General features: G+C 72.1%; 13 protein-coding genes and 1 tRNA gene. 11 read left to right on the top strand and 3 right to left on the bottom strand.

What is annotated here, in order from left to right; translation table 11 throughout:
- Nucleotides 1-87: 87 nt before the first annotated feature.
- From SACE_RS06640 to SACE_RS06620, 5 genes are all read left to right on the top strand, one after another.
- Nucleotides 88-158, top strand: a tRNA-Gly gene (locus SACE_RS06640).
- A gap of 480 nt (nt 159-638) precedes the next feature.
- Nucleotides 639-2084, top strand: coding sequence for an MDR family MFS transporter (locus SACE_RS06635; RefSeq protein ID WP_009950207.1), 1446 nt, complete (start codon nt 639-641; stop codon nt 2082-2084).
- A 54-nt stretch (nt 2085-2138) separates the two neighbouring features.
- Entirely contained in the window at nt 2139-2762 is a 624-nt protein-coding gene (locus SACE_RS06630) for a 2'-5' RNA ligase family protein (protein WP_009950208.1), read from the top strand.
- Nucleotides 2763-2821: 59 nt separating this feature from the next.
- Nucleotides 2822-4030: a GNAT family N-acetyltransferase gene (locus SACE_RS06625; RefSeq protein WP_009950209.1), complete on the top strand. Its 1209-nt coding sequence runs from the start codon at nt 2822-2824 to the stop codon at nt 4028-4030.
- A 67-nt stretch (nt 4031-4097) separates the two neighbouring features.
- Nucleotides 4098-4826 carry a hypothetical protein gene (locus SACE_RS06620; protein ID WP_011873335.1) on the top strand — a complete coding sequence of 243 codons (729 nt, stop codon included), beginning with the start codon at nt 4098-4100 and terminating at the stop codon, nt 4824-4826.
- Between the two features lie 102 nt (nt 4827-4928).
- On the opposite strand, the gene SACE_RS06615 is transcribed toward SACE_RS06620, so the two are convergent.
- The 3 genes from SACE_RS06615 to SACE_RS06605 are packed head-to-tail and all read right to left on the bottom strand — an operon-like array spanning nt 4929 to nt 6555.
- Nucleotides 4929-5738, bottom strand: a complete 810-nt coding sequence (locus tag SACE_RS06615) for an Fpg/Nei family DNA glycosylase (protein WP_011873334.1) — start codon at nt 5736-5738, stop codon at nt 4929-4931.
- Nucleotides 5739-5740: 2 nt separating this feature from the next.
- Entirely contained in the window at nt 5741-6082 is a 342-nt protein-coding gene (locus tag SACE_RS06610) for a hypothetical protein (RefSeq protein WP_009950211.1), read from the bottom strand.
- A 2-nt stretch (nt 6083-6084) separates the two neighbouring features.
- Nucleotides 6085-6555 carry a ribose-5-phosphate isomerase gene (locus SACE_RS06605; RefSeq protein WP_011873333.1) on the bottom strand — a complete coding sequence of 157 codons (471 nt, stop codon included), beginning with the start codon at nt 6553-6555 and terminating at the stop codon, nt 6085-6087.
- A 58-nt stretch (nt 6556-6613) separates the two neighbouring features.
- On the opposite strand from SACE_RS06605, the gene SACE_RS06600 reads away from it, so the two are divergent.
- The 6 genes from SACE_RS06600 (at nt 6614) to SACE_RS06575 (ending at nt 14514) form a co-directional block, all read left to right on the top strand.
- A complete protein-coding gene (locus SACE_RS06600) occupies nt 6614-7303 on the top strand; it encodes a 2-phosphosulfolactate phosphatase (protein WP_011873332.1) in 690 nt (229 codons plus the stop codon).
- Nucleotides 7300-8091, top strand: a complete 792-nt coding sequence (locus SACE_RS06595) for an MBL fold metallo-hydrolase (protein ID WP_009950215.1) — start codon at nt 7300-7302, stop codon at nt 8089-8091. Before SACE_RS06600 ends, SACE_RS06595 begins: the two co-directional genes overlap by 4 nt.
- Before the next feature lie 235 nt (nt 8092-8326).
- Entirely contained in the window at nt 8327-8917 is a 591-nt protein-coding gene (locus tag SACE_RS06590) for a YbaB/EbfC family nucleoid-associated protein (RefSeq protein ID WP_009950216.1), read from the top strand.
- Nucleotides 8914-9231 (top strand): WXG100 family type VII secretion target, encoded by a 318-nt coding sequence (locus SACE_RS06585; protein WP_231849936.1) that lies wholly within the window; start codon nt 8914-8916, stop codon nt 9229-9231. Before SACE_RS06590 ends, SACE_RS06585 begins: the two co-directional genes overlap by 4 nt.
- 22 nt (nt 9232-9253) lie before the next feature.
- Entirely contained in the window at nt 9254-14170 is a 4917-nt protein-coding gene (locus SACE_RS39680; RefSeq protein WP_011873331.1) for a WXG100-like domain-containing protein, read from the top strand.
- Nucleotides 14167-14514 (top strand): toxin-antitoxin system YwqK family antitoxin, encoded by a 348-nt coding sequence (locus SACE_RS06575; RefSeq protein WP_009950691.1) that lies wholly within the window; start codon nt 14167-14169, stop codon nt 14512-14514. The genes SACE_RS39680 and SACE_RS06575 overlap by 4 nt, the downstream gene beginning before the upstream one ends.
- The last annotated feature ends 1 nt before the right edge of the window (nt 14515 follow it).

Genomic DNA, 14515 nt, shown 5'->3' with positions numbered 1-14515 from the left:
GAAAACGACCGGTTACGATGGCGACCGGTCGGCCCTCCGGCGGAGGACCCGTCCAGGCACCGGCACCACGGGCCATCAACAGAACACGCGGGCGTAGCTCAATGGTAGAGCCCCAGTCTTCCAAACTGGCTACGCGGGTTCGATTCCCGTCGCCCGCTCCGAGACGGGGAGGCCTCTGTCCGCGGAATGCGCGGACCGGGGTCTCTTCGCATTTCACCGGGGGGTCGAACCCCCCGGGACCCCCCACGGTGCGGTGGCGGCTTTCGGGGTGCTTCTCGCCTTCTCGAGCGTTCCCGGCCTGGTTTTGGACCAGCCTCCTGATGGCATCAGCCCTTCGATTTGCCCTCACGGCTCGGCACCGCTGTGCTTCACCATCACTGCTCGGCACCGCTGTGCTTCGCCCTCGCTGTGGTCTTGTGCTTTCGGGGGCTTGGGCACCGATCGGGCTGCTGTCCATTCGGCCGGCACTGGTCCGGATGGGCACTGCCAGCGGAATGCACGTCTGCCGTGATCTGCGGTTGTCGTGGTTTCTCGTCCTAATTGGACTTTTTCTCCCCGGTGGAAATGACGTTGTCGGTGTCGGGGGGATGGCGCATGCTGGCTGCGGTTCGGTCACCGAGTAGGCAGGGGGACCGCCGGTGTTCCGGCTCGAGTACAAGTGGCTGGTCGGCATCACGTTCGTGCTCGGCCTCGTGATGCAGATCCTCGACATCACCATCCTCAACGTCGCGCTGGCGACGCTGGGGCGGGAGTTCGGGGTGGACGCCAGCACCCTGCAGTGGGTGCTCACCGGCTACATGCTCAGCCTGGCGGTCTTCATCCCCTCCTCCGGCTGGATCGCCGACCGGTTCGGCAGCAAGCGGACCTTCCTGCTCGCCGTGGTCATCTTCACCACCGCCTCCGTCCTGTGCGGCTTCGCCGGAAGCATCTGGATGCTGATCGCCTCCCGAGTCCTGCAGGGCGTCGGCGGCGGGATGCTGGTGCCGGTCGGCCAGGCGATGCTCTTCCGCGCTTTCCCCGCCCACGAGCGCGCGAAGGCGTCCGCGGTGCTCGCGATCCCGATCACCGTCGCGCCCGCGCTGGGACCGATGCTCGGCGGCGCGCTGGCCGAGTACGCGAGCTGGCGCTGGATCTTCTTCATCAACGTTCCGGTCGGGGCCCTGACGCTGGTGTTCACGGTCCTCTTCCTCAAGGAGGAGCGCCGCGGCCGGCCCGGCCGGTTCGACCTTCCCGGGTTCGTGCTGGCCGGAGGCGGGCTGGCCACGCTGCTCTACGGGCTCGACCAGGGCGCCCAGGCCGGGTGGTCGGTGCCGACCGTGTGGGGCAGCCTGCTCGCCGCCGCCCTGTTGCTGGCGGGGCTGACGTGGCGGGAGCTCAGCGTCGACGAACCGATGCTCGACCTGCGGCTGCTGCGCAACCGCCTGTTCGGCACCGGCAACGCGCTGCTGGTGTGCCAGGTCGCCTCGCTTTTCGGCGTCCTGTTCCTGGTGCCGCTCTACCTGCAGGACGTGCTGCACGTCTCGCCCTTCACCGCGGGCCTGGTGCTGATGCCGCAGGCGGTGGCGATGCTGCTGGCCACCCAGGTCGTCAGCCGCATGTACGGCCGGATCGGGCCGAGGCGGCTGCTGCTGACCGGCTTCTGCCTGGAGATCCCCGTCTACCTGTGCCTGCAACTGCTCGGCACCGGCACCCCGCTGGTGGTCGTGGTGGTGCTGCTGGCGCTGCTGGGCACCTCCGTGGGCATCCTGATGACCCCGATGCAGACGGCGGCCTTCGCGCAGGTCTCGGTGGCCGAGATGGGCCACGCCAGCTCGATGTACAACGTCAGCAGGCAGGTCGCGACGGCGCTGGGGACCGCGGTCTTCGCCACGACGCTGGTCGTGGTCACCGACGCCGCGGGTGGCGGAGCACCGGCACACGCCCAGATGGCGGGATTCCACGGGGCTTTCCTGGTGGCGGTGGTGTTCGGACTGCTGGCGCTGGCGCTGAGCACGCGCGTGCGAGACTCGGACGCGGCGGCCAGCCTCGATCCGTCCCACCCGGAAGCCGCGCGGGCGGCGAGCCCGACGGGTGAGGTGAGATAGGTCAAGGCCGCCCCACGACCGCGTGCCCCGGTGCATATTTGGGGAGTGACCGAAATGCCGCATGCCGACCAGGTCCGAAGCCACGCCCGCTGGCGCCCCGGCTGGACCTCCGGCCGCACCAGCTACGCGTGGTTGCTCGGCCTGGCCGACCAGCCCGGGCTCCGCAGGCTGGTCAACGAGTACCAGTACGCCCTGCGGGACCTGCCCGGCTTCGACCTCGTCCCGCTGGAGTGGATGCACATCCTGGTCCAGGAGGCCGGTTTCACCGACGAGGTCGGCGACGCCGACCTCGACCGGATGGTGACCGCCGTCGGCGACCGCCTCGCGGGCAGCTCGCCGCTCACCCTGGCCTTCCACCACGCGGTCGTGCTGCCCGAGTCGCTGGCGCTGCCCGCCGAACCGCAGTCGAGCCTGCACGAGCTGCGCGCGGACGTGCGCGGGGCGCTGACCGAGGTGCTCGGCGAAGAAGCGGTGCCCGCCGAGCCCGAGGACACCGACCGCCACGTCAGCCTCGCGCACTCCACCACCGAGGGGCCCGCGATCTTCGCGGTCGCCACGCTCGGCGCGACCGCCGTGGAACCCACCACGGCCAAGGTCGGCTCGCTCTCGCTGGTCCGGCTCTCCCGCGACCACTCGAACTCCGAGTGGGAGGTCATCACCGACGTCTCGTTCGGCTGAACGGCCGCAGGACGCGAAAAGCGGTCGCGGCGGCGCGGACATCCCGGTAGGAACCGGGCATGACCGATCTCACCGCGCGCACGCTCCAGGGCAGCGAACTCGACGACTACTTCGACGTCTTCCGGGCGGCCTTCCTGCTCGACGACGAGCTGCTGCACTTCCGCGGCGTGCTCGACGCGGGCCGCTCGCACGGTGTCTTCGACGGCGACGAGCTGATCGGCGTGGCGAGCCGGCTGGCACCGCGGCTCGCGCTGCCCGGCGGGACGAGCGCGCCGCTGGCCGCGGTCACCGCGGTCGGGGTCAAGCCCGGGCACCGCAGGCGCGGCGTGCTCACCAGGCTGATGCGCGCGCAGCTGCACTCGCTGCACGAGGACGGCGGCGCGCCGGTCGCGGCGCTGTACGCGTCGGAAGGCGCCATCTACGGGCGCTTCGGCTACGCGGTGGGCACTTACGAGGCCAAGCTGTCGGTGCCCGGCAAGACCCCGTTCAAGTCCACTGTGGACATCGATCCGCGACCGGTGCGCGAGCTTGGCCGGGAGGCCGCGCTGGAGTTCGTCCACCGCTTCTACCCGACCGTCGAGCGCGACCACGCGGGACGGCTCTCGCGGGACGACAGCGCCTGGGAGGTCCGCGTCGCCGCCGATCGCCCCGGCGACGCCGGCGAGGGCAAGCCGCGGTTCGCCGTGCACCCCGACGGTTACGCGATCTACCGGCCGGAGAAGGGCTGGAACGACCGGGGCCCGGACTTCAAGCTCCACGTGCAGGAGCTGGTCGCCGCCACTCCCCGTGCCTACGCCGCGCTGTGGCGATACCTGCTCGACGTCGACTTCGCGGGCGAGGTCCGGTGGGACAAGGCCGCCGTCGACGAACCCGTGGTGCACCTGCTGGCCAACCCCCGCACCGCGGGCCGCCGGGTGGTCGACGGGCTGTGGCTGCGCCTGGTCGACCTCGACCGCGCGCTGCGGGCACGCACGTACTCCGCTCCGCTGGACACCGTCCTTGAGGTCACCGACGCCTTCTGCCCCTGGAACGCCGGGCGCTGGCGGCTGCGCGTCGACGACGACGGCAACGCCGAGGTCACGCGGAGCGAGGACGCCGCAGCGCTCGACGTCGACATCACCGACCTCGCGTCGGTCTACCTCGGCGGCAACACCTTCGCCGGGCTCGCGCGCGCCGGCCGCCTCGGCGACGCGGACCCGGACGCGCTGCGCCGCGCGTCCCGTGCGTTCGCCACCGACGTCGCGCCGCACTGCCAGGAAGGTTTCTGACCGTCCCGGCCCGCCGCCCGGGCGAGTACCGTCAGTGTCATCCGGCTCGACGTGAGCGGAGGCAGGCGTGGACACCGCAATCGTTCTCATCCTGATCGGCGTCGTGGTCATCGTGGCCGCCGTCTGGTGGTCCCGGCAGCGCGCCGCCGCCCGGCGGCAGGCCGAGCTCGACGACTCGCGGGCCGAGGCCCGCCGCTGGCTGGAGCGGCTCAGCGGCCAGGTCGTCAACCTCATCGGCACCAACGACGCCGCGAAGCAGGCGTTGGCCGACGCTTCCGAGCGGCACAACGCGGCGGGATCGCAGATGGAGCAGGCGGCCTCGGCGACCCAGTGCAAGCTGGTGACCGAGACCGCGCTCGAAGGGCTCTACTACGTGCGCGCGGCGCGCGTCGCGATGGACATGGATCCGGGGCCGGAGCTGCCCGACCTGTCCGGACAGCGCGGCGCGGGCCGGGTCACCGAGTTCCGCGAGGTCGAGGTCGACGGGCGGCAGCAGGTGGCGTCGCCGGAGCCGACCGACCGGACCCCGCACTACTACCCGGGCGGCACGGTGGCGGGACGCCCGGTGCCGGAAGGCTGGTACAGCGAGCCGTGGTGGAGGCCCGCGATGCTCGCGGGCACCTGGGGCGTCGGCTCGTTCGTGCTGATGAGCGCCATGTTCACCGGCATGGCCGGCGTGCCGGCCGCCGCCTACGCCGACAGCCCGCAGGACTTCGGTGCCGACGGGGCGGCTGACGGCGGTGGCTTCGACGGCGGTGGCTTCGACATGGGCGGTTTCGACATGGGCGGCTTCTAGCGTCGGAGCCGGCGGGAGTCGTGCCAGGGGCGGCGTCGGCCGCGTGTGGTGCGGGACCCGCTCGCACCGCTGCGATTCTCAGCGTGGCGGATGTGGCCTCTGTCAGGCCGCCTGGCAGGAGGGGCACCAGTAGAGCTTGCGCCCCACCAGGTCGGCGGTGGCGACTTCCGTGCCGCAGACCAGGCACGGCTGTCCGGCCCGCCGGTAGACGTAGACCTCGCCGCCGTGCCGGTCCTGCCTGGGCGCACGGCCGGTGGCCTCCGGCTCGTGCTCGGGCCGCACGGTGTCGATGCGCCCGGCGCGCACCCCGGCGGCCATCAGCTCGACCAGGTCGCTCCAGACCAGGTCCCACCGCTCGCGGCCAAGGTCGCGCCCGGGCGTGCGCGGCGGGATGCCGTGCCGGAACAGCACCTCCGCGCGGTAGACGTTGCCCGCGCCCGCCAGCACCTTCTGGTCGAGCAGCAGAGCCGCGATGCTGGTGCGGGAACGGGAGATCCGCTGCCATGCGCGGTCCGGGTCGGCGTCGGCGCGCAGCGGGTCCGGGCCGAGCCGGTCGCGCAGCGCCTCCACCTCCGCGTCGGTGAGCAGCTCGCACGCGGTCGGGCCGCGCAGGTCGGTGCCGTGGGTGTCGCCGACGATCCGCATCCGGACCTGACCCCGCGGCTCGTCCATCGGCAGCTCGGACTCGGTGAACGTGCCGTAGAGACCGAGGTGGACGTGCACGACCCGGTCCGGGCCGTGAAAGTGGAACAGGTGCTTGCCGTGGGCCTCGGCGCGCCGCAGGACCGAGCCGTCCAGCAGGGCCGCGCTCGCGGCGAACCTGCCCTGCGGGCTGCCGACCCGCACGGCCGCGCCGCCGTAGCGCTTCTGGTGCAGCTGTGCCAGGCGGTGCAGGGTGTGACCTTCGGGCACCGCTACACCACGACCCACAGCACGATGGACTCGACCAGGTAGGCCAGCAGCAGCCACAGGCACACCCGCAGCCCGCGCAGCACACCCTCGCGCGGCGGGGCATCGCGGTGCCGGACCGCGACCAGCACGGACACCACCACCGACACCAGCACCGCCACGACCGCGCCGATGATCAGCGAGACACCCACGCCCAGAGCGCAGTCGGGCTCCGGACACGTCGACCCGGGACCGCCGAGGAGCCACGGCTGCATGGCGCTCTGGCCGAACAGCAGCAGGAGCGTGCCGACCACCGTGCCGCCGACCCCCGCGAGGACGGTCAGCGGCGCGGTGGCCTGGCTCGCCATGGTCAGTTGCCCGGCAGGGCGGGCGGCTCGCCGGTCCGCTCGTAGTCGGTGAGCAGGTCGATGCGACGCTGGTGCCTGCCGCCCTCGAAGTCGGTGCCGAGGAACGCCTCGACGATCGCCTGCACCTCCTCGACGGTGTGCATCCGCGCACCGATGCCGGCCAGCAGCGCGTTGTTGTGCTGGCGGGCCAGCTTGGCGGTGTCGACGTTCCAGGTCAGCGCGGCGCGGGCGCCGGGCACCTTGTTCGCCGCGATCTGCTCGCCGTTGCCGGAGCCGCCGAGGACCAGCCCGAGGCTGCCCTCGTCGGCCACCACCCGGCGGGCGGTCTCGACGCAGAACGGCGGGTAGTCGTCCTGGGCGTCGTATTCCGCCGGGCCGACGTCGGTCACCTCGTGACCCTGCTCGGTCAGCCACTTGACCAGATGGTTCTTGAGTTCGAATCCTGCGTGATCGGAGCCTAGGTAGACGCGCACGTCGGCAGTCTGCCAAACGCCGGACACCCCACCGCCACCCTGGTTAGGATCGGGGCCCATGTCCGGGGCTGAGGTGCGGTTGGCGTGGGGCAGCGATGGCGTGCGAGCGCTCGCTCCTGGTTGTTCTGCTCTGATCGTCGTCGACGTGCTGTCGTTCAGCACCGCGGTCGACGTCGCCACCAGCACGGGCGCCCGGGTGCTGCCCCTGCGCTGGCACGACGAGCGCGCGGGGATCGCCGCGCGTGACGCCGGGGCGGTCCTGGCCAAGCCGCGCAGCGACACCGAGTGGTCGCTGAGCCCCTCCTCCCTCCTCACGCTCTCCGCGGAGGTTCTGCTCGCGCTGCCCTCCCCCAACGGCGCGAGCCTGTGCTCGGAGGCCGCCGAGTTCGGCGTGAACGTCTTCGCCGGGTGCCTGCGCAACGCCATGGCGGTCGCCGCGGCGGCCGGCCGGGTCGGCGGGCCGATCGGCGTCGTCGCCGCCGGGGAGGGCAACCGCCCAGCCGTGGAGGACGCGATCGGCGCCGGGGCGATCATCGCCGCGCTGCCCGGTCCTCGTTCGGCGGAGGCCGAGTTCGTCGCCGCCGGCTACCAGGCAGTGTCGCAGCGCATCAAGGCGCTGCTGGCCGACTGCGTCTCCGGCCGCGAGCTGCGCGACTGGGGCTTCGCCCACGACGTCGCCCTCGCCGCCGAGGTCGACACGAGCATGACCGCTCCCGTGCTGCGGGGCGGGCGTTTCGAGGCGTCGTGACCCGCTGGCAGGAGGTCGGCGACGGCGTGCTCGTGCGCCGGTACGCCGAGCTTGACCTGACCGTCGGCCTGGTCGTCGGCTCGGAGCTGGCGTTGGTGGTCGACACCCGCGGCGACCACCGGCAGGGCGCCGAGCTGGCCGAAGCGGTCCGGCAGGTGACGCCGCTGCCGTGGCAGGTGGTGCTCACCCACGCCCATTTCGACCACTGCTTCGGCACCGGTGCGTTCCTGCCCGCCCCGGTGTGGGCGCACGAGCGGTGTGCTCGGCACCTCGACCGGACCGGTGAGTCGCAGCGCGCGGAGTGGATCGCGCACTACCGGGAGCAGGGACGCGAGGACATCGCGGACGCGTTGGCGGAGACGACGATCACCGGGCCCGACCACCTGGTCGCCGACGCCGCCGAGATCGACCTGGGCGGCCGCACCACCCGCCTGCTACACCTCGGCCCCGGCCACACCGACCACGACCTGGTGATCGCCGCCGGGGACGTCGTCTTCGCCGGTGACCTGGTCGAACAGGGCGCTCCGCCCGACTTCGGCGACGCCCACCCGCGGCATTGGCCGTCCACTCTGGATGCGCTGCTCGCGCTCACGCCGGCGACGGTGGTCCCGGGCCACGGCGAGCCCGTCGACCCGGACTTCGTGCGGCGGCAACGAGCCGAGATCGCCGAGGTCGCGCGGCTCTGCCTCCAGATGCGCGAGGGCGCGGTCGGCGAACGGGAAGCCGTCGCCCTGTCCCCCTATCCGCCGGCGACCACACTCAGTGCATTCGCACGCGTTGTTCCGTAATCGTTGAACCGAATTTCCGCCTGTCATTGCGCCATTCAGCCCAATGCGCAAGGCCATTCGGCGTCTTTGTGCCACCTAAGGGCACCAGCGCGGAACCGGAACCGTCATTCTCAGGGGACGCGACGAATTCCGTTGTCGGACAGCATATCCGGAGAGTATCCGGAATATCACCGAATGCTGTTTCGACGGCGGTGTCGCGTGCACGTGGACCGAGCGCAGAAGTGGGGTGCAGGCAGTGTCCGCACGCGATGGGTCGGATCCGGCCGCCAGGCGGCAGGACCTGGAGAACCGCAACGCCGCGCTGCGCGGGCAGATCGACGGCATGCTGTCGGATCTGCGCCGCCGCACCGCCGAGATCCAGCAGAAGCAGGCCGAGGCCGCGTCCCGGACCCACGAGGTCAGCTCCGAGGACGGGATGGCCACCGCGACCGTCGACGCCTCCGGCACCCTGCAGAGGCTGGAGCTTTCGCCGAAGGCCTTCGAACGCAGCACCCCCGACCGGCTGGCCCGCACCATCACGAGCCTGATCCGGGAAGCCACCGGCACCGCGCAGCAGGCGTTGCAGTCGGAGTTCGCGGGACTGGCCGAGACCCCCGACCTGCCCAGCATCGTCGACGGCGCCCCGATGCTGCAGGACTTCTTCAGCAACAGCCCGCTGTTCACCCCTCCGGACCCGCAGGCCGAACGCGAGGAGCGCGCCGCCGCCGGGTCGTCGCAGGCCGCGCCTTCGCGTCCGGCGAGCCCGCCGCAGGTCCGCACCGCACCCGAAGACGACTACGACGACGACTTCGACTCGTTCATGGACGACAGGAGGCGTCGCTGGTGAGCAAGCCAATGCGGATGCAGCCGGAGGAGATCCGCTCCGGAGGCACCAAGATCGGCCACGCCGGCGAGGACTGCGAGAAGGTCCACCAGACGCTCAAGAGCGGGCTGGACGCCGAAGGCCAGTGCTGGGGCAACGACGAGGCCGGGCAGGAGTTCGCCAAGTCCTACGTCCAGGCCGCCAAGGACGTCGAAGAAGGCATCAAGAAGATCGCCAAGGCGCTCGGTGACATCAAGACGAACCTGCACCAGACCGCCGACGACACCGAAGCGCGCGATGCGAAGTCCGCGGAGGACCTCGCCAACGTCCCGAAATAACAGCTGGGGGAGCTGAAGACCCGTGTCGATCGAAATGCCGGACGAGGTCAAGTGGCTGTTCCCGATCGTGGTCGGACAGTCCTGGCCCGAGGGTGACGAGGACGCGCTGCGCCGTCTCGCCGACGCGTGGCGCGCCGCGGGCCAGGGCCTGGACGGGGTCACCTCCGCGGGCAACAACGGCGCCCAGCAGGTCAAGAGCGCCATGGAGGGCAAGACCGCCGACGCCTTCGAGAAGATGTGGAAGGACATCGGCGAAGGCGGCGAGGCGGCGCTGCCCAAGCTGAAGGAAGCGTGCGACAAGCTCGCCGAGAGCTGCGACAACAGCGCGCTCGAGGTCGAGCACACCAAGCTGACGATCATCGCCTCGCTGATCGCGCTGGCGATCCAGATCGCGGCGATGGTGGCCGCGGCCTTCGGCACCTTCGGCGCCTCCACGGCCGGCATCCCGATCGCGCAGGGCATCACCCGCGCCGTCGTGTGGCAGATCTTCAAGCAGCTCGTCATGAGCATCGCCAAGAACGTCGCGATCGAGGTCGCCACCTCGATGGCGATCGAGGCGGCGGTGCAGGGCATCCAGATCGCCTCCGGCGAGCGCAAGGGCCTCGACGGCGGCAAGTTCAAGGACGCGGCGATCAGCGGCGCCATCGGCGGCGTGGTCGGCGGCGCGTTCGAGGGCGTCGGCAAGGTCGCGGGCCGCATGGGCGGCGACGCGATCGGCGACGCCGCGGGCGGCGCGGCCGGCAACGCCGGCACCGCGGCCGGCCGGGCGGCGGGCGACGCCGCCGGTGACGCGGCGGGCGACGCCGCGGCGGCGGCGAGCGAGAGCGTCGCCAAGAACATCGGCAAGGAAGCCCTGAAGGAGGGCGCCACCGGCGCCGCCGAAGGCGCCATCGGCAGCGTCGCCGAGCAGCTCATCACCGAGGGCAAGGTCGACTGGGGCGACGTCGGCACCGGCGCCATGTCCGGCGGCGTCACCGGCGCCGGCATGGGCGGCATCGGCGCGGGCGCCGGCCACATCGCCGACAACATCCGCACCCCCGACGTCGACACCGGCGGAGCCGGTGGCTCGGGGTCGGGGTCCGGTGACGGCGGGTCGGGGTCCGTTTCCGGCTCGGGTGACGGCGGTTCGGGCTCTGGCTCGGGTTCGGGTGACGGCGGGTCCGGGGGCGGCTCCGACACGGGCTCGGGTGGCTCTGGTTCGGGCTCCGGTTCCGGCTCGGGCGACGGGGGTTCCGGCGGGTCCGATTCCGGCTCCGGGGGCACTGGTTCCGGCTCGGGCGGCGGCTCCGCCTCGACGTCCGACAGCGGATCCGGCTCCGGCGGTGGCGACTCCAGCTATTCCGGTTCCTCCGATTCGTCTTCCGGTTCCTCTGATTCCTCCTCTTCCAGCTCCGGTGGCGGCACCCCGTCCAGCGGCGGCGGCTCGCCTTCCAGCGACGGCGGTTCTTCTTCCAGCAGCGGCGGGACCGGACCGTCCACAATGTCCGCAGGCGGCGACTCCGGTGGCACTGCCGACGGTTCGTCCGGCGGTGGCAGTCATTCGACTTCCGACTCCGGATCCTCCGGTGGCGGACATTCCACTTCCGACTCCGGTTCCTCCGGTGGCGGTTCTTCCAGCCACAGCAACGATTCCGGCGGCCGCGCCTCGGGCGGCGACCCGACGCCAACTTCTCCAGGCGGTGACTCCACCCCGTCGTCTTCGGGCGGCGGCGCCTCGCACGCGACGCCGGGCGGTGGCGACGGCAGTCCCAGCCCGCGCAGCGACAGCGGCGGAGGCAGCTACTCCCCAAGCGACAGCGGCACTTCCGGTGGTGGTTCCAGCGGGAGTTCGCCCAACGGTTCCGGCACCTCTGGCGGTTCGGATTCGCCGAGCCCCTCCTCGTCCGGTGGCGCCTCCGGTGGCGGTGGTGCTGGTGCGGGCTCTCCGGATTCGTCCGGTGGTTCCCACGGCGGTGGTGGTGCCGGCGGCGGCCTCGGCGGCGGTGCGTCCCACGGCGGTGGCGGCGGCGTCGGTGGCGGCGCCTCGCACGGCGGCGGTGGCTTCTCCACCGTCGGAGGCGGCGACTCGACCCGCTCCCCCAACACTCCCGCTGGCACCAACGCGGCCAATGTGGACGCTCCGGCTGCGCCGGGCACCGCGGCCACCCCGAGCCCCGCGCCCGCGGCGGCCTCCGCGGGTGCCGGTCGCGCCGACCAGCCCGCGGCAGCGGGCGGCGCGATGGGCGGCGGCATGGCAGGCGGCGCCGGTGGCGTCGGAGCCGGTGGCGGCAGCACGCCCGGAGGCGGCGGAGGCCGCCCCGGAGCGGGCGGCGGCTGGACCGGTACGCCGGGCACGCCCGGCGCCGCGGCGCGGCCCGCCGGCGGCGGAGCCGACGCGGGCCCGCGCGGGCCGGAGGGCGGCCGCCCCGGCGGCGCGCCCGGCGACCGGCCGGGCGGGCCGCAGAGCGGCCGTCCCGCGGGCGCCGCGCCGCGCGGCGCGGCGGACGCGCCGGCCCGGGGCCCGCAGGGCGGGCCCGGCGGTCCGGGCGCACGCCCGGACGCCTCCGGGCCGGGACGGCCCGGGCAGGGCGGCGACGGCGTGCCGTCGCCGCGGCAGCACGGCGGCGACGGTCCGCCGAACCGGCCCCCGCAGGGGCCGGGCGGACCGCAGCGGCCGGGCGGGCCCGGCGGCAACACCCGCCCCGACGGCCCGGCCGGGCAGCGCCCCGACACACCGGGGCCGCGCCCGCACCCCTCCGCTCCGGACGGCACCTCGCAGCGCCCCCAGGGCCCGGCCGGCCAGCGACCGGACGCCCCGGGCCAGCGCCCCGACGGCCCCGCCCAGCGCCCGGATGGTGTGAGCCCACGCCCCGATGCGGCCGGGCCACGCCCTGACACCGCAGGTCCGCGCCCTGACACGGCCGGCCCGCGTCCCGACAGCGCAGGCCCCCGTCCGGACGGCGCCGGCCCGCGTCCCGACAACGCGGCTCCGCGTCCCGACGCGACCGGCCAGCGCCCCGCCGGCCCCGGCCAACGGCCGGACGGCAGCACCCCGCCGCGCCAGGACGCTCCGTCGTCGCGCCCGGACGGCCAGCAGCCCCGACCGGACGGCACCCGCCCCGACGGCGGCGATCGCCCGGCGAACGCCCGTCCCGACGGCACGAACCCGCAGTCCCAGCACCCGGACGGCTCGCGCCCCGACGGGACCAGGCCGGACCAGAACCAGCCGGACTCCCGCCCCAAGGACAGCGCCGACCAGCGCCAGGACACCGACGCACCGCGAGACCGCGATTCGGACGCCCCGCGCGACAAGACCGACGCCGACCCGGGCACGCCGGAGCGCCAGCACCAGATCGACCAGGCCGAGAGCACCCGCCAGCAGACCCCTGCCGGGTCCTCGTACCACGACGACCCGAACATGCGGGACCTCGCGAACCGGGTTCCCGACGACGGTGTCCACCACACGGTGGACGTCCACGCCCTCCCCGACGGCCGCGTGCGCGTCGGCGACCAAACCTTCACCCCGAAGGAATTCGCCGACATGCTCCGCCGCGACCCCAACTGGGACGGAAGCAAGCCGCTGCGTCTGCTCTCCTGCGACGCGGGCACCAGCGGCCTGGCCAGCGACCTGTCCCGCGAACTCGGCGTCCCCGTCACCGCCCCCCGCGGCCTGGCCTGGACCGACGGCAACGGCCGCGTCTTCGCCAGCGACATGGGCCCCGACGGCCTGCCCGGCTGGCCCCCGAACGGCGGCTGGGACACCCACAACCCCGACGGCACCACCACCCCCGCCAGCAACGACGGCTTCCACCCCTCGCGGGACGGCGAGGACTCCGGCGACCAGCCGGAGGATGCCGAGGCTCGCGGCGAGGACGACGAGCCTCGGACTCCGTACCAAGAGCCGCAGATTCCTGCTGATCTCGAGCGTGGACACGAACTCGAACAAGTCGGCGGCGACGATGATCCTCGAGAAATCACCCGCGATTCCGAAGGCCTGATCCAGACCATCGATGGCAAGCCTGTCGACAAGTACGTCCGCACGTCGATCGAGGACAGGCAGAAGAGCATCACCAAAGCCGTCGAGGACAACATCGACAAAAAGGGCCGGATCAAGGCGGACGCCGTCAAAGATAAGGACGGTGTCGCGTACAGCAAGAAGTCGATGGGCAAGGCGGGCGCGGTCAACGCATTGGTGATGGACAGGCGCTACGGCACCGTGTTCGAGGGGTTGAACGGACGCACCGGGACAAACGTCCCGACATCAACCGAATTGAACGGCCAACCCGCGACCGGAATTGACAGCGCCGGGAACAAATACCAGCTGACCAAGGACGACCTCCTCCACCGGCAGTTGCAGGACCACATCGCGAAGATGGCCGGTTACCCACCCGGAACCGACATCAACACGATCAAGCAGGCGGAGTTCCCGCACAACGACGTTCCCCACCGCCACGGCGAGGTCAAAGCGCTCGACGCGCTGCTCAAACGGCGTGAAGAAATCGCCGCCGCTGAGGAGAAGGCAGCGGCAACCCGAGAGGGTCGGGCACCGCAGAACATCGAAACCGTTACCCGGGAAGGCAAGCAAGTCGAGATCGTCCGCATCAAGTCTGAAGCCGAGTTCCAGAAGGTACTCGACGATCTCTACGTCGACGCGCGCTTCACCTTCGTGAAAGACCCCAACGACGTTGCCTCCTGCTGCGCGAACTGCGCACGAATCGTTTCCGGCCCTGCCTCGCTCCCGGACAACGTGCGGGACGAGGCCGATCTCACGCACGGAGCCAAAATGGGTACCGGCGGTTTCCAGGCCGGATCGCACCTCGACCCCAACGATCCTGACGGTAGCCCGAACCCGAAGTGGGAGCGCAAAGAAGTTTACAACCCGGACTACAATGAAAAGTTCAAGGAGCAAGATCGGAAGTTCAAAGAGCGGCAAGAGCAGAATCAGGGGAGCACGAATTGATCCGGGTCAACGAAGACGATCTCGACGTGGACGGTTCCGGGCGGGCCTGGCACCAGGGTCAGCCGTTCACCGGTGAGGAAGAGGACCGGCTTCCCGATGGCACGTTGATCTCCATCACAACCTACGCCAACGGGCGTCAGGAAGGTCCTGACCGCGAGTGGTACCCGGACGGCACCTTGAAGGAGGAAGGCAATTTCAGCAAGGGCCTCCCAATCGGCCTGCACCGCGCCTGGCGACCCGACGGCACCCTCGCCAGAGAACTTGAGTTTTCGGATGAGGGTCTGGTCATCCGGCGACAGGGCTTCGACGCCGAAGGCAACGTGACCTGGCAGGACGCCGGCTAGG

Origin of the sequence: Saccharopolyspora erythraea NRRL 2338, from assembly GCF_000062885.1 — a bacterium.
GTDB lineage: Bacteria > Actinomycetota > Actinomycetes > Mycobacteriales > Pseudonocardiaceae > Saccharopolyspora_D > Saccharopolyspora_D erythraea.
Note: the sequence above shows the minus strand (reverse complement) of the source record. Positions and strands in the feature narration are given on the sequence as shown.

Bases quoted from the DNA above. Each gene is read 5' to 3' on its own strand.
- SACE_RS06630 (WP_009950208.1), top strand. From the start codon at position 2,139: ATGCCGCATGCCGACCAGGTCCGAAGCCACGCCCGCTGGCGCCCCGGC.
- SACE_RS06625 (WP_009950209.1), top strand. From the start codon at position 2,822: ATGACCGATCTCACCGCGCGCACGCTCCAGGGCAGCGAACTCGACGAC.
- SACE_RS06610 (WP_009950211.1), bottom strand. From the start codon at position 6,082: ATGGCGAGCCAGGCCACCGCGCCGCTGACCGTCCTCGCGGGGGTCGGC.
- SACE_RS06600 (WP_011873332.1), top strand. From the start codon at position 6,614: ATGTCCGGGGCTGAGGTGCGGTTGGCGTGGGGCAGCGATGGCGTGCGA.